Here is a 26,753-nt window from a genome sequence, read left to right on the forward strand (position 1 = left end):
GATGCCGTCGGACGACGTAACGCTCGCCTTCTCGTTGCAGGCACTCGAAGAACTAACCCGACCGACACGAGTGTTCGACGACGCCCCGACGTGGGCGAGTCATGTCGGAATCGTCTCCTCGGAATCGTCCTTCGTCGAACGATGGCGAGTCCGTGAGGCGGGATACCCGCAGGACTTCTTGTCGGATCCGCGTTCGATCGGAGAGGCACTCTCGAGTCTTCGAAATCACTTCGAGACGGAAAGGCACGTGTTCGTCGGGACGGACGAGACCGGTGGGGTCGCAGAGACGGTGCCTGACTGGATCTTCCAATCGGTGACCGATGCTGCAACGGCTGCGGACTGGCGGCTTGGGACTACGTCCTCAACTGGCGACGACTGGCCTTAGCGAGTCACGTCTGGGACCGAATGTCCGGTCCAAGTTATCCACGAGTAGCGGCCGGCCGCCTCAGAGAAATCGCTTGTCGGCCTGTTCTGACCGGATCGTCGATTCCGACGCATCGAGCCAGCCCGTCTCCACCTCGGACGGGATATCGAACTCGGGAACGAACGGTTTGATATCAAGCAGCGGCGTCCCGTCGACGACATCGATACCGCTCACGGTCAGTTCCCGTTCTGTGACGGACTCGATTGCCACAACAGAGAGGCCGATCGAATTCGGACGTTGTGGCGCCCGTGTCGAGAAGACTCCTCGTCGTTCGTCATCGAGAAACGGTTCGACCCGTAGGGGAGCGTCGTCGCCAGATGCGTGAAAATGGTACAATAGGATACAGTGCGAGAACTCGGCAAGATCAGCTAATCCATCCGCATACGACACCTCAATCTCGACAGTTCCCGTGACTGAATCTGCTCCGACCGGTTGAACTGGCATTCCTTCTGGTGATTCGAACGGCGTCCGTATCACCCCAATCGATTCGTAGCTGAACGTGTCCTTGGGCACGTTCGTGGCTTCGTCTTGTAGAGAAAATAGCTTTATTGAACCCATTCGCTGGCAATAATTTTCAAAGTCTGGCATATACATAGCGCGCGTTCAGCGCGTCAGCCACGTGGGAGCAGGAGGTGTCCAATCCAGTCAATTTACCGAGTCTGTCCGTCGAGGTTCGGGCGCATCCCACGGGCTAAAATGTTTTGATGAAAATTAGTTTTCAAGAAAAAAGGAATATTTTTCTTCTATACAACTCTAATTTGCTAACGCAATGGTAGTAGAAACAGCGGACCTACGATCGGAACTCGAAGCGAAGGGAGAATTGATGCTCGCAGTCTCAGAATTCGACGAACCACTGGAGATGCACCTCCATGATACGGAGATTGAGGACGGTGTCATAACAATCCAATTGACTGATGGTGTCCTCACGTTCGATGTCGATGAAGTAGTGGCTGTCTGGCATCATACGCATTCGCTCGCAGATTTCGGACTGGAAGACTGATATCAACGGGCGGTGGGTCGTAGGTCGCCGGATCTCGGCACAGAGTCAAAGCGATCGGCATCTTACGAACGCATATTTATTTGCTCGTTTGATGACGAATAGCGGAAAAACCGAACTGGGTGTGCTGGCCACGTCCCCTGTCTCTCACACGCCAATTACACCGGTCACTGACGGTTTCAACGGATCTCGAAAAATTAATTTCGTGAGTAATACGGGTGTTTTCTCCGTGTCACCGTGACCAGTCAGTGATTCTCGTGGATGTGGTCGCGCAGCGCGTCGGTCTCCTCGAACTGCTCGTCGCACTCGGCACACGTGTTGTGGTGAAGCGCGACGTGCTGGGTCACGCCGGCAGCGCTCTGGAACTGTGCATCGCAGCTGGAGCAGGTGTACGACATTACATTAACAACTGAGGCGCTTATTCACTAAAATCGTTATTAAAAATAGTGGCAGAGCGATTGATACGGACTAGTAAATCGACTCTCCAGCTAACTAAGATTGACCGGCTGGGACGTCGAAAAAGTCCGCCCCAAATAGAGCTAAATCAACTCTCCTGCCTGTTCACGGAGGGGCTGTGCGAGACTTCTGTCGTCGACCAGTTTCTTGAGTTCGTTCGTCGCTCGGCACTGACCGAGAGCGTTCAGTGCCTGGCGACGATACCCCCCGTCAAGACCACTCGTGACGACGATCAGACGAAGTTGCGTGGTTGCCCCAGCCTCCGCGAGTCCGTTGATGGCGTCTTCCCGAGCGTGCCGCGGTGCGTTCTTGTCGACGACCGTCTGGAAGAGTGAACGTGGTGAAGACATCGTCAGTCGGCGAGGCCGACCTCTTCGGCACCGTTCTCGCCCGCTTCGGTGTCGTCGCTCTCCGCCGCTCCATCCTCGGATTCGAAGGTCGGGAAACGGTCCTCGAAGGCGTCCCAGTCGGCGGCCATCTCCTCGTCGGTCAGTATAGCTGCATCGAGATCCGTTCGGAGCGCGTCGTGGTCCATGTCGGTACCGATAAGAACGAGTCGGGTTCCTCTGTCACCCCACTCCTCGTCCCACATCTCCTCAAGCTGGGGATTTGCCTTGAAGTAGACCTCGCACTCTTCAGTCGGAAGGGCTGCAATCCATCCGCCTGCAGGTGCGATTCGGATAGAGTGGCCAGCAGCATCGATCCCGAGTGCCATATCCTCACGCCCCGCGAGCCAGAAGTGGCCCTTCGACCGGACCACATTCGTCGGAAATTCGTCCAGCAACTCGGCGAATCGTTCGGGCTGGAACGGCCGCCTCGATTCAAAAACGAACGAGGTGACGCCGTGCTCCTCCTCGGCAGACTCGTGCGGTTCCTGCAGTTCCTGCATCCACCCGGCGGACTGACTCGCTGCTTCGAAATCGAACCGACCAGTATCGACGATTGCCTCCGGATCGACGGCGCCGTGTTCGGTTCGGATGATCTCCGCGCGCGGTTGCAGCACCTTAATAATCTCTTCGATCTCGTCGAGCGTCTCCTCGCCGACGAGGTCACACTTGTTCAACAGGAGGACGTCACAGAACTCGATCTGATCGACCAAGAGACTTCCAAGGTCCTTCTCGGTGTCGCCGTCCATCAGCGATTCCTTCGAATCGAACGTCGTCCAGAACTGGTGGGCATCGACCACAGTGACGGTCGTGTCGAGTTCGTAGTAGTCCATCCAGAAGTTGAGACTGGCGTTCTCAATGCATATGGAACTACCTTCCTTCGATGCCCCAGATAGAGTGTCTGCTCGACAAACTGCGACACAATGCGGTCCTCGGCAGTCCGAAGCCGATACGCTCTGTCGCGTTCCAGTTGCCGGCACTGGTGATGTGTGACACCGAGAGTGATACACTATCGCAAGGATGTGATTCCATCATATCGTATACATCCCCGATCGGAGAGTCACCAGTACTGAGCGGAGGATGGAACGACGAGAGGTCGGTGGGGTTACCCCCCGTAGCTCTCACCCTCGATTGGGCCGCTAAACACGCCGTAGAGGAACTTGAAGTACCACAGCACCAGCAGCAACACCGGGAACCCGAGGACGGTCACGAGGTTCAGCGCCAGCGGCGACACGACCGCTTCCCTAACCAGCAGCCCGGTCGGCGGATAGATCGTCGGGTACAGCAGGATTGCGACCAAAATCGTCAAAAGTGTTGGGAGCGCCAGCGCGCTCGCCAGCCAGGCCCGGTACTGACCGCGTCTGGCCAGTACGCTCCCGCTCAGCCCGACGGCGACCGAGAGAGCGACGACTGCAGCGACGGGCAGCGAGAGCACCGCGTTGGCAGCGCCGCCCGCATCGGTCAAGACGACGGTTCCCAGCAGCACGACCACACCGGCAAAGTACGCCAGTGTCGCACCGATGCCGTACGCTCGCAGTTCCGATGCCAGACCGGGCTCGGTCTTGGCTGCAAGGAACGCCGCCCCCGTGACTATCGAGACGGCGACCAGGCCGACGCCAGTCAACGCCACTGGTAGCGTCGCCCCGCCGAACAGCCAGCGACCCGCGAGCATCCCCAACAGGAGCGGCGCGAACACGCTGCCCCCGACGAAGGCGTAGTCCGCGGAGCGCTTCCAGCGCTCGTCGTCGCGCTGCTCGCGGAGTTCCGGACCGAGGCCGCGGAACACCAACGCGACGACGAACCCGAGCGCGAGCAGATAGTTGTCCGCCAGCAGGCGCGAGTACACGCGCGGGAACGCCGCTAGCAGCATCGTCCCGAAGGCGACGACCCACACCTCGTTCGCGTCCCAGACCGGTCCGAACGCCGCTAGGAACGTCTCCCGCTCGCGTTCGTCCGTCCGGGTCGCGTAAAGCATCCCGATACCGAAGTCGAACCCGTCGAGGACGACGTACATCCCCAACGCGAACAGCACGGCGCCGAACCAGATCTCCGGTAGCGATTCGACGAGGTACGCGTCGACGGGCAACAGCGGGTCAGTCATCGCTACTCACCCACGGAATCGGGCCGTGCCAGCGACCGCCACTCGACTCTCGGACGCCGAGTGACTGGAGTTCCTCCCGGATCAACCACTTCAGGATGTACAGCGCAGTCAGCATCAGCCCGACGTAGAGCACGACGAACCCGACCAGGGTCAGTGTCGCCTCGCCCCCGGTGAGCATCGATGACACCGCCTCGCTCGTCTTGAGCTCGTCCTGAATGACCCACGGCTGCCGGCCGATCTCGGTGACGTACCAGCCGGTGAGCAACGCAGCGTAGCCGAACGGCGATGCAGCGATCATCGCCTTCAGGTAGCGTGTGCTGTCGGACAGCCGCCCGCGGTACATGAGGTAACCGCCCCACAGTGCCAACCCGATGAACAGAAATCCGAGCCCGACCATGAAACGGAACGACCAGAACACGAGTGCTACCGGGGGGTTCTCCTCGTACTCGTTCAGTCCGATGACCTCGGCGTCGAAGTCCCCGCCACTGGCGAGAAACGACCCAACTGCGGGGAGGCTCACAGTGACGAGGTTCTCGGCTCGCGGGTCGGTAAGTGCCTCAGGTGACTTCGGAAACGCGAGCAGGTGTAGGTCGGCCTGCCCCGTCTCGTAGTGAGCCTCCATCGCGGCAAACTTCTGAGGCTGGGTGTCCTCAACGTGGCGGCCGTAGGCATCGCCGTGGACCGCTTGGAACGGTGCGGAGATGATCAGGAGTACGACAGCCAGCTTGAGTGCGGTGTTCCAGGCTTCAGTGTCGGGCTTTTTCCAGACGATGTACGCCGAGACGCCCGCGACCAGCAGTGCGACCGCGATCACCGACGCGTTCATCATATGGACGTACATCCAGGGCATTCGTGGGGTGAGGAACGCAGCGAACGGATCGGTTAGTTTGGCGACTTCCATCCCGTTGCGAGTGACCATCTCGTAGCCCTGGGGGGTCTGCATCCAAGCGTTGACGATCAGGATCCAGAACCCCGACAGCCAGGCGCCAAAGCCGACGAGCACCGACGAGATGACGTATGTTCGGTCCTCAACACGGTCGCGGCCGTACAGCAACACGCCGAGGAAGACGGCCTCTAAGAAGAACGCCATCTTCGCTTCGAAGGCCAGCGGGCCGCCGATCAATTCACCGGCTACCTCGGCGAACTGTGGGAAGTTCGTACCGAACTGAAAGCTCATCGGAATCCCGATGACTGTACCCATCACGAAGCCGGCGGCGAAAACCTTCACCCAGAACGAGCGCAATCGCGCATACCGCTGCTCGTTCGTCCGCACGTCTTTCCAGGTAAAATAGATAATAAACGGTGCGAGCCCGATCGAAAGGGACGCGAAGATGATGTGAACGGAGATTGTCCATCCGAACTGCATCCGGCTCGCAAGTTCCGGAGAGAGTAACGTCGCCCATACTGGGTCGACGGCACTCAGTAGTGTGATTGGACCCATTCACCCTACGCTACGACACAATAGCTTATGAGCAGCCCCACGGTTCCCACGTTGGAGCATTGGTCGCGTTAACTTTGGCATCGATTCCACCAGACAGCGAGGGCTTGGAGCCACGATTCTGCTGTCGTCGGCTCCACGTGGCTGAACGTATTTGAAAACGAAGAGGTTCGTCGTTTTACCTCATGAAAGAGACGTTCGACGGCATTCCGATTGCCATGGAGCTCATATCTGCAATCGAGGCCGTGGCGATCGAGGGCAGTTTTGAGCCACTGAGCATCGTCGACGAGAAACACGGCGGATTCGACATCGTGTTTCTCACGCAATTCACTCAGGAAGATTTCGGTTAGACCGGTCGTATACGTGCTAAAGAGCCGAATATGAAGGAATGTGTTCGTTTCAGGATCGATGGCGGCGTACAGCCAGTACTGCTGATCGTCGATTCGAATCACGGTTTCGTCGAGCGCAACGTGATTCGGGCTCGCACCGCCGTCGGGCTGTAAATCGGCCTTGTGCACCCAGTTGTGGACAGCCGTTCGAGAGCGTTCGACACCCAACCTCTCAAGAATCGAGATGGTATTCGAAAGTGATAGTCCAGCCACGTGCATCTGAATACCGAGCCGCATCGCGAACGCGGGTGTCCGCTGACGCTCCACAAAATCTAATTCGATCCAGTTGCTACCACTGCTGAGGCGGCTGATTTCGGGCATGATCACTCAGAAATCAGCACGCCTCACTCTTTACGCTTAACTTGACACGACCATCTATGTCGAAGAAGATAATAAGTGGACAGCGGGCGAAACGATTTCGTTTCGAATTGCTGTCGGAGGGTGTGACTTCAGAAAGCCTGAGAACTCTGAGTTAGACGTTCTAGTAATACATACACCATCGAATAAAATATTGATTGAAGAACACTTTTCTGTTTGATTAACCGAGTTTCTGTATAGGTTCTTTATACTGAGCGACCCGGAGGGAGCGAAGAATGGGTATGTGAACCCTTCTATGACACCCTATGTATGTTTGCTATAGTAGCGATTGAAACTGGTTGCTCAACCGATCGGATGCCGTACTGCGATCCGCTGTGTAATGATGTTCAATCGCTACTATAGTGAGTTTGATTTCCCTGTTCTTCCATGCTACAGGCGTCACATGAACTCCCTGAACGGCTGTAGAGAAGTCCTGCAAAGAACACGACACTTACGATACCGAAGAGGGGTCGTAACGGGTCGAAATACGTCATCAGTGCGGAGCTGCTGAACAAGGCGAGCAGAAACGCATTACAGATTGGACAGCCGAATGCCAGAAATCCCACCACTGTTCCTGCAGTAGCTGTCTTCTCGTCATTGCGCTGGTTGTTGGTTCGTTGGAAGGTGTAGACTCCCAAGAAGGCCGCAGTAGTGGTGAGAAAGAGATAATCCAGCGGCGTTCGTGGTACCTGCCGAATGTAGAGAGAATTCGGAATCAAGCCCGTGACAATCCCAAAGAGCACGAACGCACCGGCACTGATGGTTACTGCTTTCAGGTAACGTCTTGATGACGATCGCATTCCTCTCCCTGTTTCGATCTCCGGTCAATAAAGCAGACCGGCTCTTTGCTCGTTCGTAGAAAAGCTGATTCGGTTTCGTGGGAGCTCCGCGTTGTTGTTCATGGCAACGACACGTTTGGTGTGACCAAATCGTCGCTTCTTTGCAGACGAACTCGTAATATGGGCATATGACGACGGGGGAAAATAGCCAGTCTGCAGCCCTCTTGGAGTTTTTCGCAGACGACTACTCTCGGGAAATCTTGCTCGCTGCTGATGAAACCCCCAAGACGGCGAAAGAGCTCAGTCAGCGATGTGATGCGTCGTTGGCGACAATCTACCGTCGTATCTCCACCCTACAGGAACACGGTCTCGTCAGGGTCCATTCGACGATCGGTTCTGGTGGCGAACACAAACAACGGTTCGAGACGACAATCGAAACGCTCCACGTCGCCATTTCCGACGGTGAGCTCGAACTGTCCGTCGAAACACGGGACGAACTCGCCGACAACTTCACCAGACTCTGGAAGAATTTCCGCGAGAATATGATTAGCATCCCGATTATAGTAATAAAGCTGATCGCGCTCTCGCTGAGTCTCTCTGTTGCGTATCTTGCGTTCTATGCGTATCGCCGGAGTGAAAGCAGTCCGATGTTCTATGTTTCGATCGGGTTCGTCTTTATCGGAATTGGCGCGGTTTGTGAAGGACTCATTCTCAATACGTTCAACACCTCGCTATTTTCAGCCGCGCTCGTTCAAGCGGTACTCGTCTCTGTTGGGATGTTGCTGATTCTGCGATCTATTATGCTTGATCCAGAACAACAGAACATCTAGCAGAACGCCTACAGTATCATCAAAGCCCGGGACGCGGATGTCGCAGTCCCGCGGAACCCAGAACGCCATCTTCCATCTCACGGTGACGAAGAGGACGAATCGGACCCAGACGATCAAGCTGTCCTCAACGAAGCAGCAACAATTACGGAGCACGTCAGTCGCGTTGTCTTCCCGGCATTCTCACTGGATCGAGGTGAGGGCTGTGAGATTCACGAGAACGCTTACTGGGACTTACAGACGTATCTCGGACTTCGTGAGCGCCTCGCGGCCAACGAGGGCGCTCGGAGCTTCACCTACGAGTCGACTCGTGAGCGGACACCGTTAGGTCACTCCCATCGAGAACACATTCGTGACCTCTCAATCGCGAAGATCCGCGAGATGTACCGACAGGCCGTCAACAGGCTCCTGGGCGAAGTCGCGGAGACTGAGGAGTTCTTCCGAGCCGGAATCATCGCCATCGATATCACCGAAGCAGACCCTTTCACTGGTGATAGAACGGGCCACGAAGACGAAATCATCGGCACGAAGGAGAAAACTGACGAGTACGCCTACCAGTGGGCCACCGTCCAGTTAGTAGGGAATGCCGTGCCGATTGTGCTAGACGCACGGCCAGTTCGGAAGGGAGAGTCCCGCTTAGAAATCGTTGAGGACCTCTTGAATTCAGCCGAGGAGCTGGTTCACGTCGATAACGTACTGATGGACCGGGAGTTCGACAGCCAGCACGTCTTAGAGATGCTCAGCCAGCGTGGCCTGTCGTACGTCGTTCCCAAGCGGATGCAGACCAGCGAGAAAGCGCAGGCCAACCGGTTGCTCCAACGAGATCGGGATCGATACGAGACCGACCGGAAGCTCCACCTCGGGAAGAACGAATGGCACGAGACGACGCTGATCTACCGCCGGAAAGAGAACACTGAGCACGAGGATCACCGGCAGTACTCGGTGTTTATGACGAATCGCAGTAGTGGGTTCCTTACCGAGTACGGCTATCGCTGGGAGATCGAAAGTGGCTACAAATCGATCAAGCGGTTCATGGCCGCAACGACGTCGAAAGACTTCGGTCTCCGGTTCTTTTACTTCGCGTTCGCGTGTCTGCTGTACTCGATCTGGCGAGCGGTGGACCTGCTTGTGCAGGTCGAATTGACTGGTGAATACGAACACTCGCCAATTGTGACGGCCGACAACACGCTGACGCTGTTGAAGAAGGAAACCGGAATCGGATAGTGACGGGACTCTCCCCGTGGTAGCGCGGCGTCTGAGTGGCAACGCTACCGGAAGTCGCCGAAATTCGCGTATACGGTTGTCAGTTCAACAAGCATGGCCGTTTGGAGAGCAATCTGAGTTAGTTTCGGTTCACTGAATCGGCCGATACTACGCATCACAGCCCCGCTAAACCCGCTGTGGTCTCAACTTCCACGGCACCCGTGGAAGAGACTACGCGAGTGGGGCTGTAATGCGTGGGTCCAGCTGAATCGACGAGTGGACACTGCCCACTGGGAGGCGTATCCGTCGGTCTGCTCTTACGTCTCGATGCTTTCGGCGTCGTGGCCCGTTCTATCACCGGTGGGCGAATCTACTTCGGTGATATCGATGGCGATGATTCCGGCTCGGACGAACTCTCTATCTCCGTGACTTCGCTCAGGAGTCTGATGGCCCGTCGGTACATCTCGTGAATCTCTGATACCGAGGGATCGCGAATATACTCGCGGTGGGCGTGACCCAACGGCGTCCGGTTTCGAGTCGATTCGTAGGTGAAGCTACGAGCACCCTGATTAGTGGCTAGGTTCTCACGGATCCCCTCTGCAAGCCCCAGTAGGCCACTCCGAGACCGTGCGAACGTCCGATTCTATTCCTCCTGTTGATGTCCGATCGTAGAACGGCGTTGAAGCGAACGCTGGCCACTCGATATGCGAGTGTCGGGCGATCCGTCGAAAGACGGTTCGGCGCGATCTATGGCTTGAAAACACGTCTGTAACCGAGTGATCAGGACGGCACAAACGATTCGACATTTACCAATACGAATGTGCCGGGATGGAACGGGACTACAAGACCACCAGAAGACCCCTATGGCACTTTCCCGCAGAATCTACGGCTGAAATGCTATGGCGAGAACAGCAGCGATCCCCCACGATCAAAGGCTTTTAGTGACAAACCGAGTATTATCGATTTGTATGACGAGCTCGCTACTCGGGAAGATCACGGATACGCTGTTCGGAACTCAGTCGGATCCAGACGGCGACTGCTGTGGCGTCGAGATCGAAGAAGTCGACGACGGGGAATAACGAAACATGGCTGATTCGGTTCCAGAATCAACACGACAGACCCTTGATCGCCTCTACGATGATCCGGAAGACCGTCTCACGTCGCTGTTCGAACTGACACCCGACGACACGGAGATCGAAGCGACGCAAGCGGTCTTCAAAGCCCTCTCGAACGAGCACCGGATCCGAATCCTCGAAGCGCTCAGAGACGGGGAACTGTGTGCCTGTGAAATCCAGGTCGTTCTCGATGCACCCCAGTCGACCGTCGCGAGCCACCTCCGTGAACTCAAAGACGCCGGACTCGTCAACACGCGTCGACAGGGAAAGTGGACGTATTACCGCATCGGTGATACGGCAGTCCTCCAGTTGCTCGATATCGCGACCGCACTTGCGGAGGAGACAGCGTGATTCCGTCGGGTATCGAGACGGCGTTGCTCGATTCCTGGAACTACTTCCTCCATCTGGTGACGATTCTCGCTCCGCTGTTCATCGGGGCCTCGTTCCTCGTTGGGCTCGTCGAGGAGTATCTGCCGCCCGAGAAGGTCGAGGCGATGCTCCGGAAGCGAAATCGCGGGAGCGGGAACGTCGCAGCGGCGGGGCTGGGTGCCGTGACGCCGTTTTGCTCGTGTTCGACCGTTCCAGTCCTTGCCGGGTTGCTCGGTGCTGGTGCCCCGCTCGGACTGTCGTTTTCGTTCCTGCTGGCGTCTCCCATCGTCAACGAGATCGCGGCGTTCCTGTTGTTGGGACTGTTCGGTGTGGAAATCACGGCGATCTATCTCGTCTCCGCACTGGTCGCCGCGATCGTCGGCGGGGTCGTTATCGACACGTTCGATCTCGGTCACTTGGTCAAGGACGTGCGGATCACGACGAACGATCGAACAGTCGCGACGGACGGGGGAATCGCATCGTGTTCGTGCTCAAGTAGTGTCCAGACGACGAAGAGCCACCGCGAACACGTTGAAACCGCTGCCGGGGGTGCGTGGTCGTTCTTCAAGGATACGTTCCCGTATCTACTGCTCGGGATGACGCTCGGTGCGCTGATTCACGGAGCAGTTCCTGCTTCGTGGCTCCAGCAAGTCGCCGGAAACCCGCTGGCGGTCCCGTTGGCCGCACTCGCAGGCGCACCGCTGTACGTCAGTATGGCAGGAATGCTCGGCATCGCTGCCCCACTCGTCGACCAAGGCGTTCCGATTGGGACCGTCATCGCGTTCGTCGTCGGTGGTGCAGGAGTCAGTATTCCGAACCTGATTCTTCTCAACAAACTCTTCGAGCGGAAACTCCTCGTTGTCTATGCCGTGACTGTCGTCACGATCGGGACGGTCCTCGGTTACGGGGTGAACTTCCTCTTCGTCTGATCGAATGACGCGACGGTCGAATTTTCCAACGACTTCAGCAGATAGAACCGTTTGGGGCTTCGTAACGCAACCGACAAAGGAGAGTGTGTGTGTGTCGATGCGAAATCCTCCAACCCGCGCGACGGCCCACGTACTCAGATCTGGGGTTCAACTCCGTCGAAGAGGTCGGTCACGCGTCGTTCGATCTCGTCGCGGATGCGACCGACCTCAGCAGCCGACTTCCCGTCCGGGTCGTCAAGGTTCCAGTCGCGGTTCTCGCCCGCCCATCCCGCGGGACAGACGCCGTCGGTCGAACAGCCCATCGTGATGACGTAATCGCTTTCCTGTGTCTCCTCGAACGTGATCTCCCGTGGGGTCCGCCCCGAGAGATCGATTCCCACTGCGTGCATCGCCCGGACGACCTGGTCGTGGACGTGGTCGGCAGGTCGCGTTCCGCCAGTGATGAGTTCGATTGCGTCCTTAAGTCCTCGCTGTTCGACTTCTCGCTGTGCGAACGCGTAGGCCATCTGCGAGCGGCCTGCGTTCTGCACGCAGACGAAGGCGATTCTCAACGGATCGGATTCTGTGTTCTCAGTCATATGTTGTGTAGTGTGCGACGCTCCGCCCGTGTCGGCAGATCGTCGAAGAGTTCGATCACCTGCTGTTCGATTTCGGTACTGATCGCCCAGACCGACTCCCGATCGGAGCCTACTGGGTCGACGAGCCCCCAGTCTCGAACGACGACCCCGGGTGGAATGCCCTCAATCGACAGTTCACAGCCCATCAATACGACAAACTCGCACGCCTCAAGCGCATCACGGGTGATCTTCGTCGGTGACCGGTCGGATAAGTCGTAGCCTTTCTCAGCCATCACCTCTATGACGCTCGGATGGATCGCGTCAGCGGGATCGGTCCCACCAGAAACGACCTCGATGTCACTTCGATTCTGAACCTGAACTTGGGTTTCGGCGAGCGCGGCGGCGATCTGACTCCGGCCTGCGTTTTCGACGCAGACGAACCCGAGGCGAATCGGATCGGGGATGTCTGTGTGTGGTGCCATCGGTGTGTCCTCTCGTCAGTCGTCTTCGGCGGGCGGTGTGGAAGAAGACGTGCCGAGCTGTCCGGTCGTGGCACCACTCCAGTCGAACTTGTGCTGGAAGTACAGGGCGAGGTTGACCAGCGCCAACAGGACAGGCACCTCGATGAGCGGGCCGACGACGGTCGTGAACGCGACACCGGAGCCGACACCGAACACCGCGACGGCGACCGCGATCGCGAGCTCGAAGTTGTTCGAGGCGGCGGTGAACCCGATGGCCGTCGTGGTCGAGTAGTCCGCGCCGATGCCCTTGCCCATCCCGAAGCTCACGAGGAACATCACCACGAAGTAGATCGTCAGCGGGACGGCGATCAGGAGCACGTCACCGGGCGAGGCGACGATGTTCTCGCCTTGCGTGGCGAACATCACGATAACCGTAAAGAGGAGCGCGACGAGTGTGAGTGGGTCGATCTTCGGGACCAAGGTCTCGTCGTACCACTCCTGGCCTTTGGTACGTGTGCCGACGTACCGCGTCAGGAATCCGCCGACGAAGGGGATGCCGAGGAAGATAACGATCGCCTGGAACACCTGGATCGGCGTCACGTTGAACGCCTCGATGCCCGCGACGAGCGTCTCCGTCCCGAGCAGTGGCGGGAGGAACAGCCCGAAGAACCAGACGTAGACACCATACGTGATGATCTGGAAGAGGCTGTTGAACGCCACCAGCCCGGTAACGTACTCGGTCGAGCCCTCTGCGAGTTCGTTCCAAACGAGCACCATCGCGATGCAGCGGGCCATCCCGATGAACACGAGCCCGAGGAAGAACTCCGGGCGAGCAGGCAGGCCGGGAACCAGTCCGCTGAAGAAGATCACGGCGAGTCCGAACATGAGCGTCGGGCCGATCAGCCAGTTCTGGACGAGGCTCAACCCGAGGACGCGCCAGTTGCTGAACACTGCGCGAAGTTGCGAGTAATCGGCCTTCGCCAGCGGCGGATACATCATAGCGATGAGCCCGATTTCGACGAGGTGGAAGTCCTGTATCGGCTGGGTTACCGACGGGGCGACGAATCCGAGTCCCACGCCGACGGCCATCGCACCGAGGATCCAGACGGTGAGGTACTTATCGAGGAAGTCCATCGACCGCGGGTCGCCACAGCTCTCACAGTCGCAGTTCGAGCCGTGGTCGTGGGCCTCGACGTTACTCATCGCTCACACTCCCCTCGAGGACGGTGACGAGCGCGACAGCCCGGTTAGTAGCACGGTACTTCTTCCACCGGCCATCCTTGCGGCCCTCGACTAGTCCTGCCTCGACGAGTTTCGAGAGCGCGTGGCTGAGCCCGCTCTCGGTCACGTCGACGACCGCATTCAGTTCACAGACACAGAGTTCTTCTTGTGCGGCAACGAGCACACGGACCAGGGTGTATCGTGTCTCGTTGGAGAGTGCAGAGAGCACATCGAGTTCAGTGTTCACCTGTGGTGTCCCGAGTGCTGCTTCGAGGGTGCTGAGTTCGTCGAGGCGGCGCTCGACATCCTCGTTGCGACACTCCCCGAGTTCGTCATCGAGATAGCGTCGAAGTCGTTCTGTAGTTTGCCCCATCGATATTGAATTGAGTAGATCTTCAATTAATAGTTGCGGTATGGCAAGATATCACTCACACACGTAGGCCAATATGCGAAAAACGACAGTCGAAAATATGCGGAACGAATTCCAGTTGAACAGTATTTAAATCTGAATATGGGGGAGAACTCAGTGACCGAATCACAGCGAAGTCGTGCCAGTGAGAGGCCGCAAGTAGCGTAACGGAACGGAATTCCTCGGTGGCTACGGCAACAAACGGGAGACGCAGACTCCCTCTTTATCCAGGGACAACCATGAGCTGAATCGAATAACGGGAGATATCTACCAACGAATTCATCCCGATCAGTCTCCCGCTACACCAATCGAGTCGATCGGAGCCGTATGCATTGAGACAGCCAGTCTCACCAACTGCATCACCCGTGCGTGAGACTGCTCGTACGGACACTGACCCGTCGACCGTCCCGGATTCGTTGCGTGTCCGCTCGTCGTGCGTGATGGGTCCTGACGCGACCGACCGCGCTCCCCCGCGGATGACTCGAATAATCACAACTCCGAGGAGTGTGAAAATCTCGTCCCTTGATGCAGTCACGGAGCGCATCTGCAACACATGTACGACTCGGTCCCGCTGCAGGTTTCCGCCCTCGGGTTCACGATAGTCGGCCTGTTCGTCTTGGTGTTGGCGATAGTGACCGTCTCGCAGATGGTTCGGTTCGTCGACGCCTACGACAAGCAGGCGCTCACCGTGTTCGGCGAGTATCGGGGGTTGCTCGAACCGGGCATCAACTTCGTTCCGCCGTTCGTGTCACGCACGTACACGTTCGACATGCGCACACAGACGATGGACGTGCCCCGACAGGAGGCGATCACGCGGGACAACTCCCCCGTGACGGCGGACGCCGTCGTCTATCTCCGTGTGATGGATGCGAAGAAGGCGTTTTTGGAGGTCGACGACTACAAGACGGCGGTTTCGAACCTCGCCCAGACCACGCTCCGGGCGGTCATCGGCGACATGGAACTCGACGACACGCTGAACAAGCGCCAGGAGATCAACGCGCGCATCCGCAAGGAACTGGACGAACCCACCGACGATTGGGGGATTCGCGTCGAGTCGGTCGAAGTCCGAGAGGTCAATCCCAGCCCCGAGGTGCAGAACGCGATGGAACAGCAGACCGGTGCAGAGCGGAGACGTCGGGCGACGATCCTCGAGGCACAGGGCGACCGCCGGAGTGCCGTCGAGAAAGCCGAGGGTGACAAGCAGTCGAACATCATCAGAGCACAGGGCGAAAAGCAAAGCCAGATCCTCGAGGCACAGGGCGACGCGATCTCGACGGTCTTGCGCGCGAAATCCGCGGAGTCGATGGGTGAGCGTGCGATCATCGACAAGGGGATGGAGACGCTCGAAGCGATCGGTCAGGGGGAGTCGACGACGTTCGTCCTCCCGCAGGAACTCACCTCGCTGGTGGGTCGCTACGGCAAGCACCTCACCGGGAGCGACGTATCGGGCGACGAACAGCAGCTAGAGAGTCTCCAGTTCGACGCCGAGACGCGCGAACTCGTCGGACTCGACGACATCAAGGAGATACTCGGCGAAATCGACCGAGCGTCGGAGATGGATATCGAAGAGTTAGAACAACAGGCCAAGGCAGTCAAGGACGGGGCTCCGAGCGCCGAGAGCGCCGCCTCCACCGGTGATGGAGCATGACTGCCGAACGAAACCCTCCGAGGGGATGGGAGTTGGAAACGGAGCGGACGACGTACGACGAACTCATGGGCCGGGACTACACCACGGTGCTCTATCGACAGGAAGACACCAGAAACGCGGTGTACATCCACGAGGTGATCAACGGAGACAACGTCTGGGCGTACGCCGTCCACCGGTCGGGACGGGACGGTAACCTCGGTACCGCCGCCGACCTAGAGGCGGCAAAACGGATCGCGTTCGCGTTCATGAACGACCCCGTCGCCAGCGCCTGACGGCCGCCACACCGTCGACGGCGCTGGATCACACGCACCGGGATCCCGATCGGACGACCACCGCCGCGGGATGGCCCCGAGAACCCGGTATTCGGTTCGTTTCGCGGTCGGGTGTCCACGGCCCCGCGTAGCGGGCGGACGACCCGTCCGCTCGGCGGCAACACCGGCCGTAGTCTCGGAGAGGCGCCGGATCGGTTGGTCCGGTGCCACGAACGGGGCCCTGTGGAACGAGGGCAAATATTTTAATTAGCCGCATCTAATTCATAAGAATGTGTAATACTAATTCACGTTCGGTAACCGCGTACGACGGTTGGTCGGCCGGGGCCGTGAGGTGGCGTCGATGCCGTCGCTGACCTACCCGGACGCCGCAGCGCTCACGAAGCGCCTGGAGGCCCGACTGGTCGAGGGCCTCCGCTCGGAACTCACGGCTACGCGGCGGTCGGTCCTCGGCGGCCTCGGCTTGGCGGGCGGGGCGACCCTCGCGGGCGTGGGCCGGGCGGACGACGGCGGTCACGCCGGCGGTCAGGACGGCTCGCACGGCAACTTCGGCGCCGTGGGCGAGTACCGCGACCTGGAGTTCGACCCACACGAGTACCTGCGGCGGTTCAACACGGGCCGCGGCGAGAGCGAGAACGTCCCACAGGACGTCTACGAGGAGGACGGTCGGACCGTCCGCGAGTTCACCCTCACCGCCGTCGACACGACGGTCACCATCGCGCCGGGCGTCGAGTTCTCGGCGTGGGCCTACAACGGGCAGGTGCCCGGGCCGACGCTCCGGGCCGTCGAGGGCGACCTGATTCGCGTTCACTTCGAGAACCTGGGCCGACACGCCCACACCATCCACCCCCACCTCCGCAACCTCGATCCGTCGATGGACGGGGTGCCGACGAACGGTCCCGGCGTCCTCGACACCGGCGAGTCCTACACCTACGAGTGGATCGCACAGCCGGCCGGCTGTCACTTCTATCACTGCCACTCGCTCCCGCTGAAAGAGCACATCCACCGGGGCCTGTACGGCGCCATCGTCGTCGATCCCGATCCGGAGCGGGTGTCCGAGCGGCCCGCGGAGTACTGTGACGCGCATCCCTCGCAGATCACCCCGGCGCTCAGTGCGGACCTCGTCGCCGAAGCGGAGACCCGCAACCACGCTCACGACGCCAACGACGCCGTCGACGAACTGGTGATGGTGATGAACGGCTTCGACACGAACTTCGACGGCGACAACGAGGTGTACGCCGTCAACACCCGCGCGTTCGCCTACGGCGTCGGCGACACCGACGGCGAGGGCCACTGGGAGCCCGGCGAGACGAAACACCCGATCCAGGTGGACCGGACGCGCCGCCAGCGGGTGTACCTGATCAACGCCATCGAGTTCGACCCCATCAACTCCTTTCACACCCACTCGCAGTTCTTCGACTACTACGATCACGGGACGGGACTGCGCCCCACCCACGCGACGGTGGATACGGTCATGCAGTGTCAGGCCCAGCGCGGGATCATCGAACTCGACTACGCGTCACACGATCCGGGACTGTACATGTTCCACGCTCACCAGTCCGAGTTCGCCGAACTCGGCTGGATGAGCTTCTTCGAGGTGATCTGAATGACCGACTCGACCGACGGTGGGACGGCCGCCCCACGGATCGACCGACCGCTGGGACTGCCACGCTGGGCCGCGGCCGTCCTCCCACTGCTCCTGCTAGCGCTGCTCGCCGGCGGCTTCTTCGCCGCGACGCCGTTCGCGTCGCTCGACGCCGGCGGCGAACCTCTCCCCGACGTGACGGTGAGCCACACCACCCTGCCCGACGACGAGACGGTGATCCTTCACGTCACGAACAACGGCCCGGACGCGGTGACCATCTCGCAGGTGCTCGTCGACGACGCCTACTGGCACTTCGAGGTGCGCGGCGCTGGCGGGGACGCCACGCTCGCGCCACGGGAGCGCGCCCGTGTCGTCGTCCCCTACCACTGGACTCCGGGGTGGGATCTCGGGTTCGCCCTCGTGCTCTCGGACGGAGCCACGGTCCACCACACGCTCGTCGCCCCGAGCGAGTCGCCCGGATTGACCGCGGACCTCCTGCTCACGATGGCCGCCATCGGTCTGTTCGTCGGCGTCGTTCCCGTCGCCCTCGGAATGCTCTGGTTCCCCTTCCTCCGGACGATGAGCGACCGGTGGCTGCACGCCGTCCTCGCGTTCTCCGCGGGCATCCTCGTCTTCCTCGCGATCGACGCCGGGATCGAGGCCGTCGAACTCGCCGAACGGGTTCCCGGGGCCTTCGAGGGACAGGCCCTCGTCGCGCTGGGCGTCCTCGGGGCGTTCCTGGCGGTGCAGTCCGTGAGTGCGTGGCGCGAGGCCCGGGCGGAAGACGGCGACGCCCGTGCGGCGAGCGGTCTCCGGGTCGCCTATCTCGTCGCGCTCGGCATCGGCCTCCACAACCTCGCGGAGGGGCTCGCCATCGGCAGTTCGTTCGCGCTCGGGCGCGTCTCGCTCGGCGCCTTCCTCGTGGTGGGCTTCATGCTCCACAACGTGACCGAGGGACCCGCGGTCGTTGCCCCGGTGGCCCGCGGCGAGCGCCCGCTGATTCGACATTTCGCCGGGATGGGCGTCCTCGCGGGCGCGCCGGTGATCCTCGGGGGATGGCTCGGCAGCCTCGCGTACTCGCCGACGCTCGGCGCCCTCTTTCTCGCCGTCGGCGTCGGCGCCATCCTCCAGGTCGTCGGAGAGCTTCGGGCCATGATCGGTCGAGGCGGGGCGTCCTCGACGGCGCTCAACCTCCTCACGTTCCTCGTCGGACTGGTCGTGATGTACGCCACCGACCTCTTCGTCGCCCTATGAACCGTCGCACCCTCCTTCGACTCGGCGGCGCCGCACTGCTCGGGAGTCTCGCCGGCTGTTCGGCCGGGAGACGGAACGGCCCCCAGGGCGTGTCGATGACCGACGGCTTCGCGTACGATCCAGCACGGATCACCGTCCCCGCCGGATCGACGGTCCGGTGGGTGAACGACGACGACGTACGGCATTCCGTGACGGCCTATGCCAGGGGCGTCCCGGCGGACGCCTCCTACTTCGCAAGCGGCGGGTTCGAGAGCGAACGCGCCGCGCGCGACGACATCGGGGGCGGGCTGATCGCGGCCGGTGACGCCTACGAACACACCTTCGGGACGCCGGGCACCTACGACTACTTCTGTGTCCCTCACGAGGGGTCCGGGATGACCGGCCGCGTCGCCGTCCGGGCCGACCGACGCGGCTGACCCGTCCGCCCTCACTCCCGCGCCGGCAGCGACGCCCGCCGGCCCTTGGGGATCACGGACCGCAACTCGTCGTGGACGTAGAGGCCGACGCCGATCGGTTCGCGCTCGCCAGCGATCTCGTGGGCGACGATCAGGTAGCCCCAGTCGCCGTCCCACGCCGGGTCGAGGTCCTCACCGGCGAGAAAGCGTGCGGCCTCGTCGGGCCCGAGTCCGATCACGTTTCGCGTCGCCGCGCCGCCGAACCGCTGGACGGCGTTCGTTGTCGGTTTCCAGTGTTCCTGTCGGGTCCGCAGGAACGTCATGCCGACGCCCTCGACGTCGACGGGCGTCGGCAGGTCCGCGCCGAAGATCCAGATCTTCCCGGCGCCTTTCTCCCAGAAGGTGTCCCCGTCGAACGTTTCGGCCGACAGGCCGAAGCGGTCGACCCACCACTCGATCACTTCGGCTCGGGTCGCCCGGCCGGGCACCTCGCGTTCGGCGGCCGTCGCGGGCAGGCGGTCGAACACCTGGCCGTCGTTCGCGGGGTCGTCGCTCACGCGCCCACCTCCAGTTTCGCACAGAAAAAGCCGCCCGTGTCGTTGTGGTGTGGGTAGATGCGGAGCGCCTTCTCGACGCTCGGATCGTACGCCTCACCATCCCACTCGGTGACGCCGGACACGCCGTCGAGGGGGGCGTCGACGTCGACGAGGCGACAGTCCTCCGCGTCGAGGACGTGATCCAGCACTGCCTCGTTCTCCTCCGGCGCGAACGTACAGGTGGAGTAGACGACAGTCCCGCCGGGACGGGTGGCCTGGACCGCCCGCCGGAGGATCCCCTTCTGGACGCCCGCGACGCTGTGGACGTGATCCAGCGACCAGGTGTCGAAGGCGTCGGGGTTCTTGCGGATGGTGCCCTCGCAGGAACAGGGCGCGTCGACGAGGACGCGGTCGAAGGCGTCGACGCCGTCGTCGGCGTCCCGGCCGCCACCCCCCAGCGGCTTCAGCGAGAAGTTGCGCGCGTCCCGGTTGGTGACCACGAGGTTCGTCACGCCGAGGCGCTCGGCGTTGTGGCGGAGCGCCGAGAGCCGACCGAGGTTGTTGTCGTTGCCGACCAGCAGCCCCGAGTCGTCCATCAGCGCCGCCAGTTGCGTCGTCTTGCTCCCGGGGGCGGCGCAGGCGTCCCACACCCGGTCGTCGGGGTCGGGGTCGAGGATCACCGCCGGCAGGTTCGACACCTCCTCCTGGCCGTGGATCCAGCCGTGGGCGTGGGGCCAGTTCCGACCGGGCGAGTCCGCGGGCAGGCGGAGCACGCCGGGATGCCAGTCGGTCTGCTCGTGGGCGACGCCCGCGGCGTCGAGGGCCGTCCGCACCCGGTCGACGGTCGCCTTGATCGTGTTGACGCGGACGACCGACGGGAGCGGCCGGTCACAGGCCGCCCGGAACGCCTCGACGTCGTCGACGAGCGATTCGTACCGCTCCAGCGGAGTCATCGGCCGACCTTCGCGGGGGTGGGGTTAGTGGGTTTCGACCCGCTCTCGGCGCGGGGCCGGCTGCCGACTCCCTCAGACGGCGGCGCTGGCGGCTCCCGGTGAGGCTGTCGGTGACCGGGCACGACGGACGCGACACGACCCCCTGACCGTTCAGAACGGTTTCACGTCGTCGCGCCGTCCGTCGAGTACGTCGAACCGCTCGTCACGCCGGCGTTCGAGCCAGGCGAGTAGCCGCTCGGCCCAGGCGAGTTTCTTCCGCTTCGTCGCGTCGACGGTCCGGTCGTCGAAGTCCCACCCCGGGAACGACAGTGTCGCGGCGCCGACGGCGTCGGCGAGGAAGGCGGCCCGATCACCGTCGGTGAAGCCACCGTAGTTCACGACCGGTCCCCGCGGCTCGGCCTGCGTCGTCGGGAGGACGTACTCGCCGTCGAACCGCGGGACCCACTCCTCGACCGCGGGGACGTTGTCGCCGTGGGCGTGGACGGCAACGGGGACGCCCTCGCGGGTCAGATCCCGGGCCGTGGCCGGCGTCTTGTCGAGGTCGGTGACCATCAGGTCGACGGCGACGCCGGCCTCGCGGAGCGTCTTCGCGGCGGTGGAGGCGGCGACGACGCGGTCCGCCGCCGCCGCGACGTCGAACTCCTCGGTCAGGGAGGGACCGGCGCCGGCGACGGCGACGGTGGCGCCGGCGATGGGGTCGAGTCGCGACTCGTCGAAGGTGTCGACGAGGGCCGCGAGCGCGTCGCGTGCCCGTTCGTCGGCGGCGCGGCTGTAGCCGAAGTCGTCGAGGATCCGGTCGTAGACGGGACTCCAGGTGCGGTAGTTCATCGCGCAATAAGGACACAGTAGCCGGCACGACACCAAGTACCCCTACCCGAGTGTCGCCCCGGCTTCCACGGCCCCATTTTCGAAGCGTCTGGCATAAGCTTTCTCTTAGTCGTCAATCTCGTCGACCGCCGCGAGCGCCCGGTCTAGGGCGTCGGAACGGCCCGTCGCGGCCTCGACGACGGTCGACAGATCGGCGGGCGTCCCCGCGAGCAAGCGCCGGTCGTCGTCCGCCGCGCCGGCGACGGTCGCGGGCGTGCCGCGCGTGGCGGCCGCCAGGGCGTCTCGCTCGCTCGGGGAGAGCCCGCCGAGTTCGAAGACGCGGATCGTCCCCCGACGGTCGGCGGCGTCGTCGCCCCCGAGGCGGTCGAGGTGTCGGCCCATCTCGCGGACGGTCGTCACGTCGAGTTGTTCGACGGTCACCTCGGCGTCGGTCGCCCGCAGTCGGTCCCGGGCGAAGGCGTCGCCGACGAGGGCGGCGTCCCGCGTCTCGGCGACGTCGTGAGTGCGGATCACGTGGGCGCCGCGTTCGACGGCCATCGCGGTGGCGGCGAGGCTCACGGGCAGGGCCGCCTCGGTGGAGCGCCCGGCCAGATCACGGAGGAAGTTCTTGCGGTTGATTGAGACGAGGATCGGCCGGTCGAGGCCGCGAAACTCCCGGAGTCGGCGAAAGGTCTCGCGGTCGTCGTCGAGGGTCTTCGCCTCGCTCCAACCGCCGAACGCGGGGTCGACGATGGTCTTGTCGGTGAGTCCCTCCCGCTGTAGTGCCTCGTAGATATCGTCGACCGACTCGACGGCGCCGGGACGGGTGAGGTCGGGCGGACTGGCCATCTTTGCGACCGCCACGTCGCGCTCGGCACAGACCCGTGGCATCTCGGGGTCGGCGAACCCGCAGATGTCGTTTACCATGTCGAAGCCGGCGTCGAGGGCCGCCTCGGCCACCTCGTGATAGCGCGTCTCGATCGAGAAGACGGCGTCGCCGGAGACGCTCTCCATCGCCGCGACGGCGGTGTCGAGACGGTCGAGTTCCTCCTCCGCGGAGAGCACCTCGAAGCGCTTGTTCGCGGATTCGAGGCCCACGTCGACGATGTCGGCACCCTCGCCGATGAGTTCCTCGTCGACGTAGGCGGCGGCCTCTCCGGGGTCGTCGAAGACGCTCGGCTCGTACGGAGACTCCTGGCTCACGTTCAACACGCCCATGAGCCGTGGCGGGTAGTCGTCGCCGATGCCGAGGCCCGCGGCGTCCACGTTTCGCATGGGGACCCCTCGGGACCCGATCACCATATGCGGACCGGTGGACCGCCCAAGACACGCTCTTTTTGTTCACCCGAGCACTACCACCGGATAATGGCTAAGGTCAGTATCGGGCTTCGCGGCTGGCGCTTCGAGGAATCCGACGTGTTCACCGACGACGGGGAGTTCAAACCTCTCGACGAGATTCCGCCGGACCCGCGGGATCGGCTCGTTCGACTCACCCGGCTGGTCGACAAACCCTGTGACGCCTGCTATCTGGTTCACGGCGAGGCGGACGTCGATCGGTGTACGCCCGCGGCGATCGTCTACGGCGAACCCGGCGGGGAGATCCTGTTGTGTGAGTCCCACGAGGCGGATTTCCTCTACTGGTATCGCGAGGCGGGCGGGGCAGCCCACCGCGGCGAGGAGACCTTCGCCGACGAGTTCCACGAGTGGTTCGACGCCGGCGGACGTGCACCGGAGGAGTACGGCGGCCTCGACCACGTCGAGACCGACCGGTCGGAACTCCCCTCGCCGCCCGACCCCCAGGAGATCCACCGCCGCCTCAACGAGGACTTCGAGGGCCGGCGGATCGATCTGCGCGACGTCGACGACGCGGACGATACGGACGGCGACGGCGCGGCCGACGCGGACCTCGACCTCGACGAGGTCGACCTCGGCACCGACTATCCGTCCCGATGAGCGGGCAGCGACCGGTCGTCGTCGTCGTCGACGCGGAGACGCCGGGCAACGTCGGCACCATCGCCCGAGCGATGAAGAATTTCGGGCTGACGGAACTGAAGTTGGTGAATCCGCCACCCCTCGATCCCGACGGGGAGGCCTACGGCTTCGCCGGCCACGCCCGGGAGGACGTGCTCCCGAACGCCGAGGAGGTGACCTTCGACGAGGTGGTGGCCGACTACCACACCGTCGGCTGTACGGCGATCACCGGCGAGGACAGCCGCCGCCACGTGCGCTTCCCGTTCAAGACGCCGCGGGAGTTGGCCGAGAGCCTGTCGACCGTCGACGCGCCGACCGCGCTGGTGTTCGGCCGGGAGGGTCGCGGCCTCGACAACGAGGAACTCGGCCGACTGGACGAGGTGTGTTCGATCCCGGCGAGCGCGGACTACCCCGTCCTCAACCTCGGCCAGGCCGCGACGATCCTGCTCTACGAACTCCGCGACCAGACCGTCGAGGAGACACAACTGCCGGACGTGGAGCGCGAACGGGCCGACGAGGCCGACGTCGAACGCTTCCACGACTTCGTGGCGGAGTTTCTGGACGCCAGCGGATACCGGGAGGTCAAACGCGACAAGACCCGGCGACTGGTGCGCCGGCTGATCGGCCGTGCCCACCCGACGGATCGGGAGATCCACACCCTGCTCGGAGTGTTGCGGCGAGCGACTGGACAGTTGGACCACCGACGCGAACTGCTGGCGGAGTACGACGAACCCGACCGGTGGTGATACTGCCAACAGTACGCCTCGAACCAGTTACGATCGGCCGCCCGAACCGACGTGGCGACCCCGCCCGGACGGCGACTCCCGCCGTCACTCCCGTGCGACCAGTACGAGCGCCTCGATGGCGAGGACCGTCTTCTCGCCGGCAGTCGTCTCGACCCCCCAGCGCACCACGCCGTAGTCGTCGGTGCCGTCCGACTCGTCGACGCCGTGGATGGTCGAGTGGATCGTCAGTTCGTCGCCGGGAACGACCGGCTTCGGCCAGCGGAGGCGGTCCAGTCCCTTCGCGCCGAGCGTCGCCGTCTCCGAGAGGAAGCCGTCGACGAACAGCCGCATCGACATTGAGGCGGTGTGCCACCCGCTCGCGATCAGGTCGCCGTAGATGGAGTCGGCCGCGCGGTCGGGGTCGGTGTGGAACCACTGTGGATCGTACCGCTCGGCGAACGACACGATCTCGTCCTCGGTGACCGCGTAGGTTCCGTACGACTCGTCGTCCCACCGCTCGACCTCGTCGAGAAAGACCGTCATCGGACCGGTCGACGGCGGCCGGGATCAAGTACGTTCTCCCTCGGGGCCGTCTCCCGACCTGTCGACGACTCGATGTCGGGAACTTATGATGGGTGCCGGCCAGATGTAGGCCATGAGGGTTCTCTGTGTCGATCCAGCCTCGGACGAGGGGCACGCCACGCAGTCAGCACTCAGTCGTGTCGGTATCGACGCGACGGTCTGTGGCTCCCTGCACGAGGCTCGCGAGACACTCGACGAGTCGGTCGTGGGCGTGGTCACCGAGTACGACCTCCCCGACGGGACCGGACTCGAACTCGTCGACGAGGTCCGGACGGTCGTCCCGGACGCGACCTGCGTGCTCTTTACCGACGCGGGGTTCGACGAACTGGAGACGGCCGCCCTCGGGACGACGGTCGCCGAGTACGTCGACAAGGGCCTACCGGACGCTCGCGAGGAACTCGTCGACCTGCTGTCGTTCGGCATCGACAACCGGAGCCAGACCGCCTATCCCCTCCCGCGGGACGAGGTGGCCCGCCTCGACGCCGTCGAGGAGTACGTCGACGACCCGAGCGCCCTCGACACGTCGCTCGACCGTCTCACGACCGTCGCCGCGGCGCTTTTCGACGTCGACTCGGCTACGGTCGGCTTCCTCGAAGCTCACGAGGAGCGGTTCGTCGCCTGCCACGGCACCGACGTCGACAGCCTGGCGCGTGAGGATACGATCTGTACGTACACGGTCCTCGACGACGGGGTGACCGTCGTCCCCGACACCCGAGAGGACCCGCGGTTCGAGACGAACGACGAACTCGTCGCGGCCGACATTCGTTTCTACGCCGGGGCGCCGATCCGGACCGACGAGGGGGACGCCATCGGCGTGTTCTGTCTGTTCGACGCCGAACCGCGCGCCTTCGGCGACGAGGACCGAACCCTGTTGTCGACGCTCGCCGACGACGTGATGGATCGACTCGATCTTCGGAGACGACTCCGGGAGGCGACGGCGGGTGATCGCGATGAGTAATCGAACCTACTCCTTCGAGAGTCTCCCGCTCGATCCCGTCACGGGCGGGACGAGCGTTCTCGTCGCCGGGCCGTCACACATCGGCACCAAGGAACTCGCCTATCGGATGCTCGCCGGCGGCGACGAGGAAGGCGTCATCATCCTGACGACGAACGCGACGGCGGCCGACATCGCGATCGAGTGTGAGACGGTCGGCATCGAGGCGACGCCGGATCGAATGGGTATCGTCGACTGTCTGGATAGCGACGACAGCGGCGTTCCGGCCCGCGTGTTGACCGTCTCGAGCGCGCAGGATCTGACGGGGATCGGGATGCGGTACTCCAAACTCTATCGGGAGTTCCACCGCGAGGGTGTCGAGGCAGTCCGGACCGGCCTGTTCTCGATCTCGACCGTCCTCTCGCTGACGGAACTACGAACCGTCTCCCGGTTCGTCCACACCCTCGTCGGGCGAGTGAGCAAGGTCGAGGGACTCGGCGTCTTCCTCGTCGATCCGGCGATGCACGACGAGCGCGAACTCCGCACTCTCTCGCAGTTCTGTGACGGTCGGATCGACGTGCGTGAGGGTCCGGAACTCCGCTCACAGGGCTTTCTCGGCGGGGACTCGGGGTGGATCCCCTTCGATCCGCTCCCGACGGACACCCGCGAGTGACTC

At 62.4% G+C, this 26,753-nt stretch carries 30 protein-coding genes and 4 pseudogenes; 16 read left to right on the forward strand and 18 right to left on the reverse strand.

Annotated features, from left to right (window positions below):
- Position 1: 1 nt before the first annotated feature.
- Positions 2-385: a DUF7124 domain-containing protein gene (locus tag NBT82_RS03905; protein ID WP_251330274.1), complete on the forward strand. Its 384-nt coding sequence runs from the start codon at positions 2-4 to the stop codon at positions 383-385.
- A 60-nt stretch (positions 386-445) separates the two neighbouring features.
- Here the strand turns inward: NBT82_RS03905 and tsaA are convergent, their stop codons facing one another.
- Positions 446-937 carry a tRNA (N6-threonylcarbamoyladenosine(37)-N6)-methyltransferase TrmO gene (gene tsaA / locus NBT82_RS03910; RefSeq protein ID WP_251330275.1) on the reverse strand — a complete coding sequence of 164 codons (492 nt, stop codon included), beginning with the start codon at positions 935-937 and terminating at the stop codon, positions 446-448.
- A gap of 256 nt (positions 938-1,193) precedes the next feature.
- Here tsaA and NBT82_RS03915 point away from each other — a divergent pair, with 256 nt between their 5' ends.
- Positions 1,194-1,424 carry a hypothetical protein gene (locus NBT82_RS03915; protein WP_251330276.1) on the forward strand — a complete coding sequence of 77 codons (231 nt, stop codon included), beginning with the start codon at positions 1,194-1,196 and terminating at the stop codon, positions 1,422-1,424.
- A 242-nt stretch (positions 1,425-1,666) separates the two neighbouring features.
- Here NBT82_RS03915 and NBT82_RS03920 read toward each other — a convergent pair whose 3' ends face one another.
- The 7 genes and pseudogenes from NBT82_RS03920 to NBT82_RS03950 form a co-directional block, all read right to left on the reverse strand.
- Positions 1,667-1,819, reverse strand: a complete 153-nt coding sequence (locus tag NBT82_RS03920; RefSeq protein WP_251330277.1) for a C2H2-type zinc finger protein — start codon at positions 1,817-1,819, stop codon at positions 1,667-1,669.
- Between the two features lie 141 nt (positions 1,820-1,960).
- Positions 1,961-2,227: a hypothetical protein gene (locus NBT82_RS03925; RefSeq protein WP_251330278.1), complete on the reverse strand. Its 267-nt coding sequence runs from the start codon at positions 2,225-2,227 to the stop codon at positions 1,961-1,963.
- 2 nt (positions 2,228-2,229) lie between these two features.
- Positions 2,230-3,096 (reverse strand): annotated as a pseudogene (locus NBT82_RS03930) (CobW family GTP-binding protein); the annotation flags it as partial.
- A 272-nt stretch (positions 3,097-3,368) separates the two neighbouring features.
- On the reverse strand, positions 3,369-4,364 hold the full coding sequence (locus tag NBT82_RS03935) for a cytochrome d ubiquinol oxidase subunit II (protein WP_251330280.1): 996 nt from the start codon (positions 4,362-4,364) through the stop codon (positions 3,369-3,371).
- Positions 4,357-5,805 (reverse strand): cytochrome ubiquinol oxidase subunit I, encoded by a 1,449-nt coding sequence (locus NBT82_RS03940; protein WP_251330281.1) that lies wholly within the window; start codon positions 5,803-5,805, stop codon positions 4,357-4,359. The genes NBT82_RS03935 and NBT82_RS03940 overlap by 8 nt, the downstream gene beginning before the upstream one ends.
- A 68-nt stretch (positions 5,806-5,873) precedes the next feature.
- Positions 5,874-6,512 (reverse strand): IS6 family transposase, encoded by a 639-nt coding sequence (locus NBT82_RS03945; protein WP_251330282.1) that lies wholly within the window; start codon positions 6,510-6,512, stop codon positions 5,874-5,876.
- 383 nt (positions 6,513-6,895) lie between these two features.
- Positions 6,896-7,348 (reverse strand): hypothetical protein, encoded by a 453-nt coding sequence (locus NBT82_RS03950; RefSeq protein WP_251330283.1) that lies wholly within the window; start codon positions 7,346-7,348, stop codon positions 6,896-6,898.
- Between the two features lie 167 nt (positions 7,349-7,515).
- Between NBT82_RS03950 and NBT82_RS03955 the strand changes: the two are divergent.
- The 3 genes and pseudogenes from NBT82_RS03955 to NBT82_RS03960 form a co-directional block, all read left to right on the forward strand.
- Positions 7,516-7,716, forward strand: a pseudogene (locus NBT82_RS03955) (ArsR/SmtB family transcription factor); the annotation flags it as partial.
- A gap of 153 nt (positions 7,717-7,869) precedes the next feature.
- On the forward strand, positions 7,870-8,157 hold the full coding sequence (locus tag NBT82_RS20140) for a DUF7521 family protein (protein ID WP_345780711.1): 288 nt from the start codon (positions 7,870-7,872) through the stop codon (positions 8,155-8,157).
- Positions 8,158-8,172: 15 nt separating this feature from the next.
- Positions 8,173-9,378 (forward strand): annotated as a pseudogene (locus NBT82_RS03960) (transposase); the annotation flags it as partial.
- A 299-nt stretch (positions 9,379-9,677) separates the two neighbouring features.
- Here the strand turns inward: NBT82_RS03960 and NBT82_RS03965 are convergent.
- Positions 9,678-9,972 (reverse strand): annotated as a pseudogene (locus NBT82_RS03965) (transposase); the annotation flags it as partial.
- Between the two features lie 470 nt (positions 9,973-10,442).
- Between NBT82_RS03965 and NBT82_RS03970 the strand changes: the two are divergent.
- Positions 10,443-10,823, forward strand: coding sequence for an ArsR/SmtB family transcription factor (locus tag NBT82_RS03970; protein WP_251330284.1), 381 nt, complete (start codon positions 10,443-10,445; stop codon positions 10,821-10,823).
- Positions 10,820-11,770, forward strand: coding sequence for a permease (locus NBT82_RS03975; RefSeq protein WP_251330285.1), 951 nt, complete (start codon positions 10,820-10,822; stop codon positions 11,768-11,770). Before NBT82_RS03970 ends, NBT82_RS03975 begins: the two co-directional genes overlap by 4 nt.
- 134 nt (positions 11,771-11,904) lie before the next feature.
- On the opposite strand, the gene NBT82_RS03980 is transcribed toward NBT82_RS03975, so the two are convergent.
- Genes NBT82_RS03980 through NBT82_RS03995 form a run of 4 tightly spaced genes read right to left on the reverse strand, consistent with a single transcriptional unit; the run spans position 11,905 to position 14,382 of the window.
- Positions 11,905-12,348, reverse strand: a complete 444-nt coding sequence (locus NBT82_RS03980) for an arsenate-mycothiol transferase ArsC (protein WP_251330286.1) — start codon at positions 12,346-12,348, stop codon at positions 11,905-11,907.
- Positions 12,345-12,809: an arsenate-mycothiol transferase ArsC gene (locus NBT82_RS03985; RefSeq protein WP_251330287.1), complete on the reverse strand. Its 465-nt coding sequence runs from the start codon at positions 12,807-12,809 to the stop codon at positions 12,345-12,347. Before NBT82_RS03985 ends, NBT82_RS03980 begins: the two co-directional genes overlap by 4 nt.
- A 15-nt stretch (positions 12,810-12,824) precedes the next feature.
- Positions 12,825-13,991, reverse strand: coding sequence for an ACR3 family arsenite efflux transporter (arsB, locus tag NBT82_RS03990; RefSeq protein ID WP_305882161.1), 1,167 nt, complete (start codon positions 13,989-13,991; stop codon positions 12,825-12,827).
- Positions 13,984-14,382, reverse strand: a complete 399-nt coding sequence (locus tag NBT82_RS03995) for an ArsR/SmtB family transcription factor (protein WP_251330288.1) — start codon at positions 14,380-14,382, stop codon at positions 13,984-13,986. Before NBT82_RS03995 ends, arsB begins: the two co-directional genes overlap by 8 nt.
- Before the next feature lie 589 nt (positions 14,383-14,971).
- Between NBT82_RS03995 and NBT82_RS04000 the strand changes: the two genes are divergently transcribed.
- The 5 genes from NBT82_RS04000 to NBT82_RS04020 all read left to right on the forward strand — a co-directional run bounded on the left by NBT82_RS04000 (position 14,972) and on the right by NBT82_RS04020 (position 19,590).
- On the forward strand, positions 14,972-16,066 hold the full coding sequence (locus NBT82_RS04000) for an SPFH domain-containing protein (protein ID WP_251330289.1): 1,095 nt from the start codon (positions 14,972-14,974) through the stop codon (positions 16,064-16,066).
- Positions 16,063-16,338, forward strand: a complete 276-nt coding sequence (locus NBT82_RS04005) for a hypothetical protein (RefSeq protein ID WP_251330290.1) — start codon at positions 16,063-16,065, stop codon at positions 16,336-16,338. The genes NBT82_RS04000 and NBT82_RS04005 overlap by 4 nt, the downstream gene beginning before the upstream one ends.
- A 340-nt stretch (positions 16,339-16,678) precedes the next feature.
- Positions 16,679-17,941 carry a multicopper oxidase domain-containing protein gene (locus NBT82_RS04010; RefSeq protein WP_251330291.1) on the forward strand — a complete coding sequence of 421 codons (1,263 nt, stop codon included), beginning with the start codon at positions 16,679-16,681 and terminating at the stop codon, positions 17,939-17,941.
- Entirely contained in the window at positions 17,942-19,174 is a 1,233-nt protein-coding gene (locus NBT82_RS04015) for a ZIP family metal transporter (protein ID WP_251330292.1), read from the forward strand.
- The gene (locus NBT82_RS04020) at positions 19,171-19,590 is read left to right on the forward strand and encodes a plastocyanin/azurin family copper-binding protein (protein WP_251330293.1); all 420 of its coding nucleotides are present in this window, start codon (positions 19,171-19,173) and stop codon (positions 19,588-19,590) included. The genes NBT82_RS04015 and NBT82_RS04020 overlap by 4 nt, the downstream gene beginning before the upstream one ends.
- A gap of 11 nt (positions 19,591-19,601) precedes the next feature.
- Here NBT82_RS04020 and NBT82_RS04025 read toward each other — a convergent pair whose 3' ends face one another.
- From NBT82_RS04025 to NBT82_RS04040, 4 genes are all read right to left on the reverse strand, one after another.
- Positions 19,602-20,126, reverse strand: coding sequence for a DUF7122 family protein (locus NBT82_RS04025; RefSeq protein ID WP_251330294.1), 525 nt, complete (start codon positions 20,124-20,126; stop codon positions 19,602-19,604).
- A complete protein-coding gene (locus NBT82_RS04030) occupies positions 20,123-21,058 on the reverse strand; it encodes an RsmB/NOP family class I SAM-dependent RNA methyltransferase (RefSeq protein ID WP_251330295.1) in 936 nt (311 codons plus the stop codon). Before NBT82_RS04030 ends, NBT82_RS04025 begins: the two co-directional genes overlap by 4 nt.
- A gap of 150 nt (positions 21,059-21,208) precedes the next feature.
- Positions 21,209-21,886, reverse strand: coding sequence for a 6-hydroxymethylpterin diphosphokinase MptE-like protein (locus NBT82_RS04035; protein ID WP_251330296.1), 678 nt, complete (start codon positions 21,884-21,886; stop codon positions 21,209-21,211).
- 105 nt (positions 21,887-21,991) lie between these two features.
- A complete protein-coding gene (locus NBT82_RS04040; RefSeq protein WP_251330297.1) occupies positions 21,992-23,140 on the reverse strand; it encodes a dihydropteroate synthase in 1,149 nt (382 codons plus the stop codon).
- Positions 23,141-23,230: 90 nt separating this feature from the next.
- Here NBT82_RS04040 and NBT82_RS04045 point away from each other — a divergent pair, with 90 nt between their 5' ends.
- Both NBT82_RS04045 and NBT82_RS04050 read left to right on the forward strand, forming a co-directional pair.
- A complete protein-coding gene (locus tag NBT82_RS04045) occupies positions 23,231-23,818 on the forward strand; it encodes a DUF8114 family protein (protein WP_251330298.1) in 588 nt (195 codons plus the stop codon).
- Positions 23,815-24,582, forward strand: coding sequence for an RNA methyltransferase (locus NBT82_RS04050; RefSeq protein ID WP_251330299.1), 768 nt, complete (start codon positions 23,815-23,817; stop codon positions 24,580-24,582). The genes NBT82_RS04045 and NBT82_RS04050 overlap by 4 nt, the downstream gene beginning before the upstream one ends.
- Positions 24,583-24,666: 84 nt before the next feature.
- Here NBT82_RS04050 and NBT82_RS04055 read toward each other — a convergent pair whose 3' ends face one another.
- Positions 24,667-25,104, reverse strand: coding sequence for a MaoC/PaaZ C-terminal domain-containing protein (locus NBT82_RS04055; protein WP_251330300.1), 438 nt, complete (start codon positions 25,102-25,104; stop codon positions 24,667-24,669).
- Between the two features lie 112 nt (positions 25,105-25,216).
- On the opposite strand from NBT82_RS04055, the gene NBT82_RS04060 reads away from it, so the two are divergent.
- Positions 25,217-26,101, forward strand: a complete 885-nt coding sequence (locus NBT82_RS04060) for a GAF domain-containing protein (RefSeq protein ID WP_251330301.1) — start codon at positions 25,217-25,219, stop codon at positions 26,099-26,101.
- Positions 26,094-26,750, forward strand: a complete 657-nt coding sequence (locus NBT82_RS04065; RefSeq protein WP_251330302.1) for a DUF7504 family protein — start codon at positions 26,094-26,096, stop codon at positions 26,748-26,750. Before NBT82_RS04060 ends, NBT82_RS04065 begins: the two co-directional genes overlap by 8 nt.
- Positions 26,751-26,753: the final 3 nt, after the last annotated feature.

The sequence above is a fragment of the Haloplanus sp. HW8-1 genome (genome assembly GCF_023703795.1).
Taxonomy (GTDB): Archaea; Halobacteriota; Halobacteria; order Halobacteriales; family Haloferacaceae; genus Haloplanus; species Haloplanus pelagicus.

Coding starts and splice junctions, on each gene's coding strand:
- NBT82_RS03905 (WP_251330274.1), top strand. CDS start 2: ATGCCGTCGGACGACGTAACGCTCGCCTTCTCGTTGCAGGCACTCGAA.
- NBT82_RS03915 (WP_251330276.1), top strand. CDS start 1,194: ATGGTAGTAGAAACAGCGGACCTACGATCGGAACTCGAAGCGAAGGGA.
- NBT82_RS03920 (WP_251330277.1), bottom strand. CDS start 1,819: ATGTCGTACACCTGCTCCAGCTGCGATGCACAGTTCCAGAGCGCTGCC.
- NBT82_RS03925 (WP_251330278.1), bottom strand. CDS start 2,227: ATGTCTTCACCACGTTCACTCTTCCAGACGGTCGTCGACAAGAACGCA.
- NBT82_RS03935 (WP_251330280.1), bottom strand. CDS start 4,364: ATGACTGACCCGCTGTTGCCCGTCGACGCGTACCTCGTCGAATCGCTA.
- NBT82_RS03940 (WP_251330281.1), bottom strand. CDS start 5,805: ATGGGTCCAATCACACTACTGAGTGCCGTCGACCCAGTATGGGCGACG.
- NBT82_RS03945 (WP_251330282.1), bottom strand. CDS start 6,512: ATGCCCGAAATCAGCCGCCTCAGCAGTGGTAGCAACTGGATCGAATTA.
- NBT82_RS03950 (WP_251330283.1), bottom strand. CDS start 7,348: ATGCGATCGTCATCAAGACGTTACCTGAAAGCAGTAACCATCAGTGCC.
- NBT82_RS20140 (WP_345780711.1), top strand. CDS start 7,870: ATGATTAGCATCCCGATTATAGTAATAAAGCTGATCGCGCTCTCGCTG.
- NBT82_RS03970 (WP_251330284.1), top strand. CDS start 10,443: ATGGCTGATTCGGTTCCAGAATCAACACGACAGACCCTTGATCGCCTC.
- NBT82_RS03980 (WP_251330286.1), bottom strand. CDS start 12,348: ATGACTGAGAACACAGAATCCGATCCGTTGAGAATCGCCTTCGTCTGC.
- NBT82_RS03985 (WP_251330287.1), bottom strand. CDS start 12,809: ATGGCACCACACACAGACATCCCCGATCCGATTCGCCTCGGGTTCGTC.
- arsB (WP_305882161.1), bottom strand. CDS start 13,991: ATGAGTAACGTCGAGGCCCACGACCACGGCTCGAACTGCGACTGTGAG.
- NBT82_RS03995 (WP_251330288.1), bottom strand. CDS start 14,382: ATGGGGCAAACTACAGAACGACTTCGACGCTATCTCGATGACGAACTC.
- NBT82_RS04000 (WP_251330289.1), top strand. CDS start 14,972: ATGTACGACTCGGTCCCGCTGCAGGTTTCCGCCCTCGGGTTCACGATA.
- NBT82_RS04005 (WP_251330290.1), top strand. CDS start 16,063: ATGACTGCCGAACGAAACCCTCCGAGGGGATGGGAGTTGGAAACGGAG.
- NBT82_RS04010 (WP_251330291.1), top strand. CDS start 16,679: ATGCCGTCGCTGACCTACCCGGACGCCGCAGCGCTCACGAAGCGCCTG.
- NBT82_RS04015 (WP_251330292.1), top strand. CDS start 17,942: ATGACCGACTCGACCGACGGTGGGACGGCCGCCCCACGGATCGACCGA.
- NBT82_RS04020 (WP_251330293.1), top strand. CDS start 19,171: ATGAACCGTCGCACCCTCCTTCGACTCGGCGGCGCCGCACTGCTCGGG.
- NBT82_RS04030 (WP_251330295.1), bottom strand. CDS start 21,058: ATGACTCCGCTGGAGCGGTACGAATCGCTCGTCGACGACGTCGAGGCG.
- NBT82_RS04035 (WP_251330296.1), bottom strand. CDS start 21,886: ATGAACTACCGCACCTGGAGTCCCGTCTACGACCGGATCCTCGACGAC.
- NBT82_RS04040 (WP_251330297.1), bottom strand. CDS start 23,140: ATGCGAAACGTGGACGCCGCGGGCCTCGGCATCGGCGACGACTACCCG.
- NBT82_RS04045 (WP_251330298.1), top strand. CDS start 23,231: ATGGCTAAGGTCAGTATCGGGCTTCGCGGCTGGCGCTTCGAGGAATCC.
- NBT82_RS04050 (WP_251330299.1), top strand. CDS start 23,815: ATGAGCGGGCAGCGACCGGTCGTCGTCGTCGTCGACGCGGAGACGCCG.
- NBT82_RS04055 (WP_251330300.1), bottom strand. CDS start 25,104: ATGACGGTCTTTCTCGACGAGGTCGAGCGGTGGGACGACGAGTCGTAC.
- NBT82_RS04060 (WP_251330301.1), top strand. CDS start 25,217: ATGAGGGTTCTCTGTGTCGATCCAGCCTCGGACGAGGGGCACGCCACG.
- NBT82_RS04065 (WP_251330302.1), top strand. CDS start 26,094: ATGAGTAATCGAACCTACTCCTTCGAGAGTCTCCCGCTCGATCCCGTC.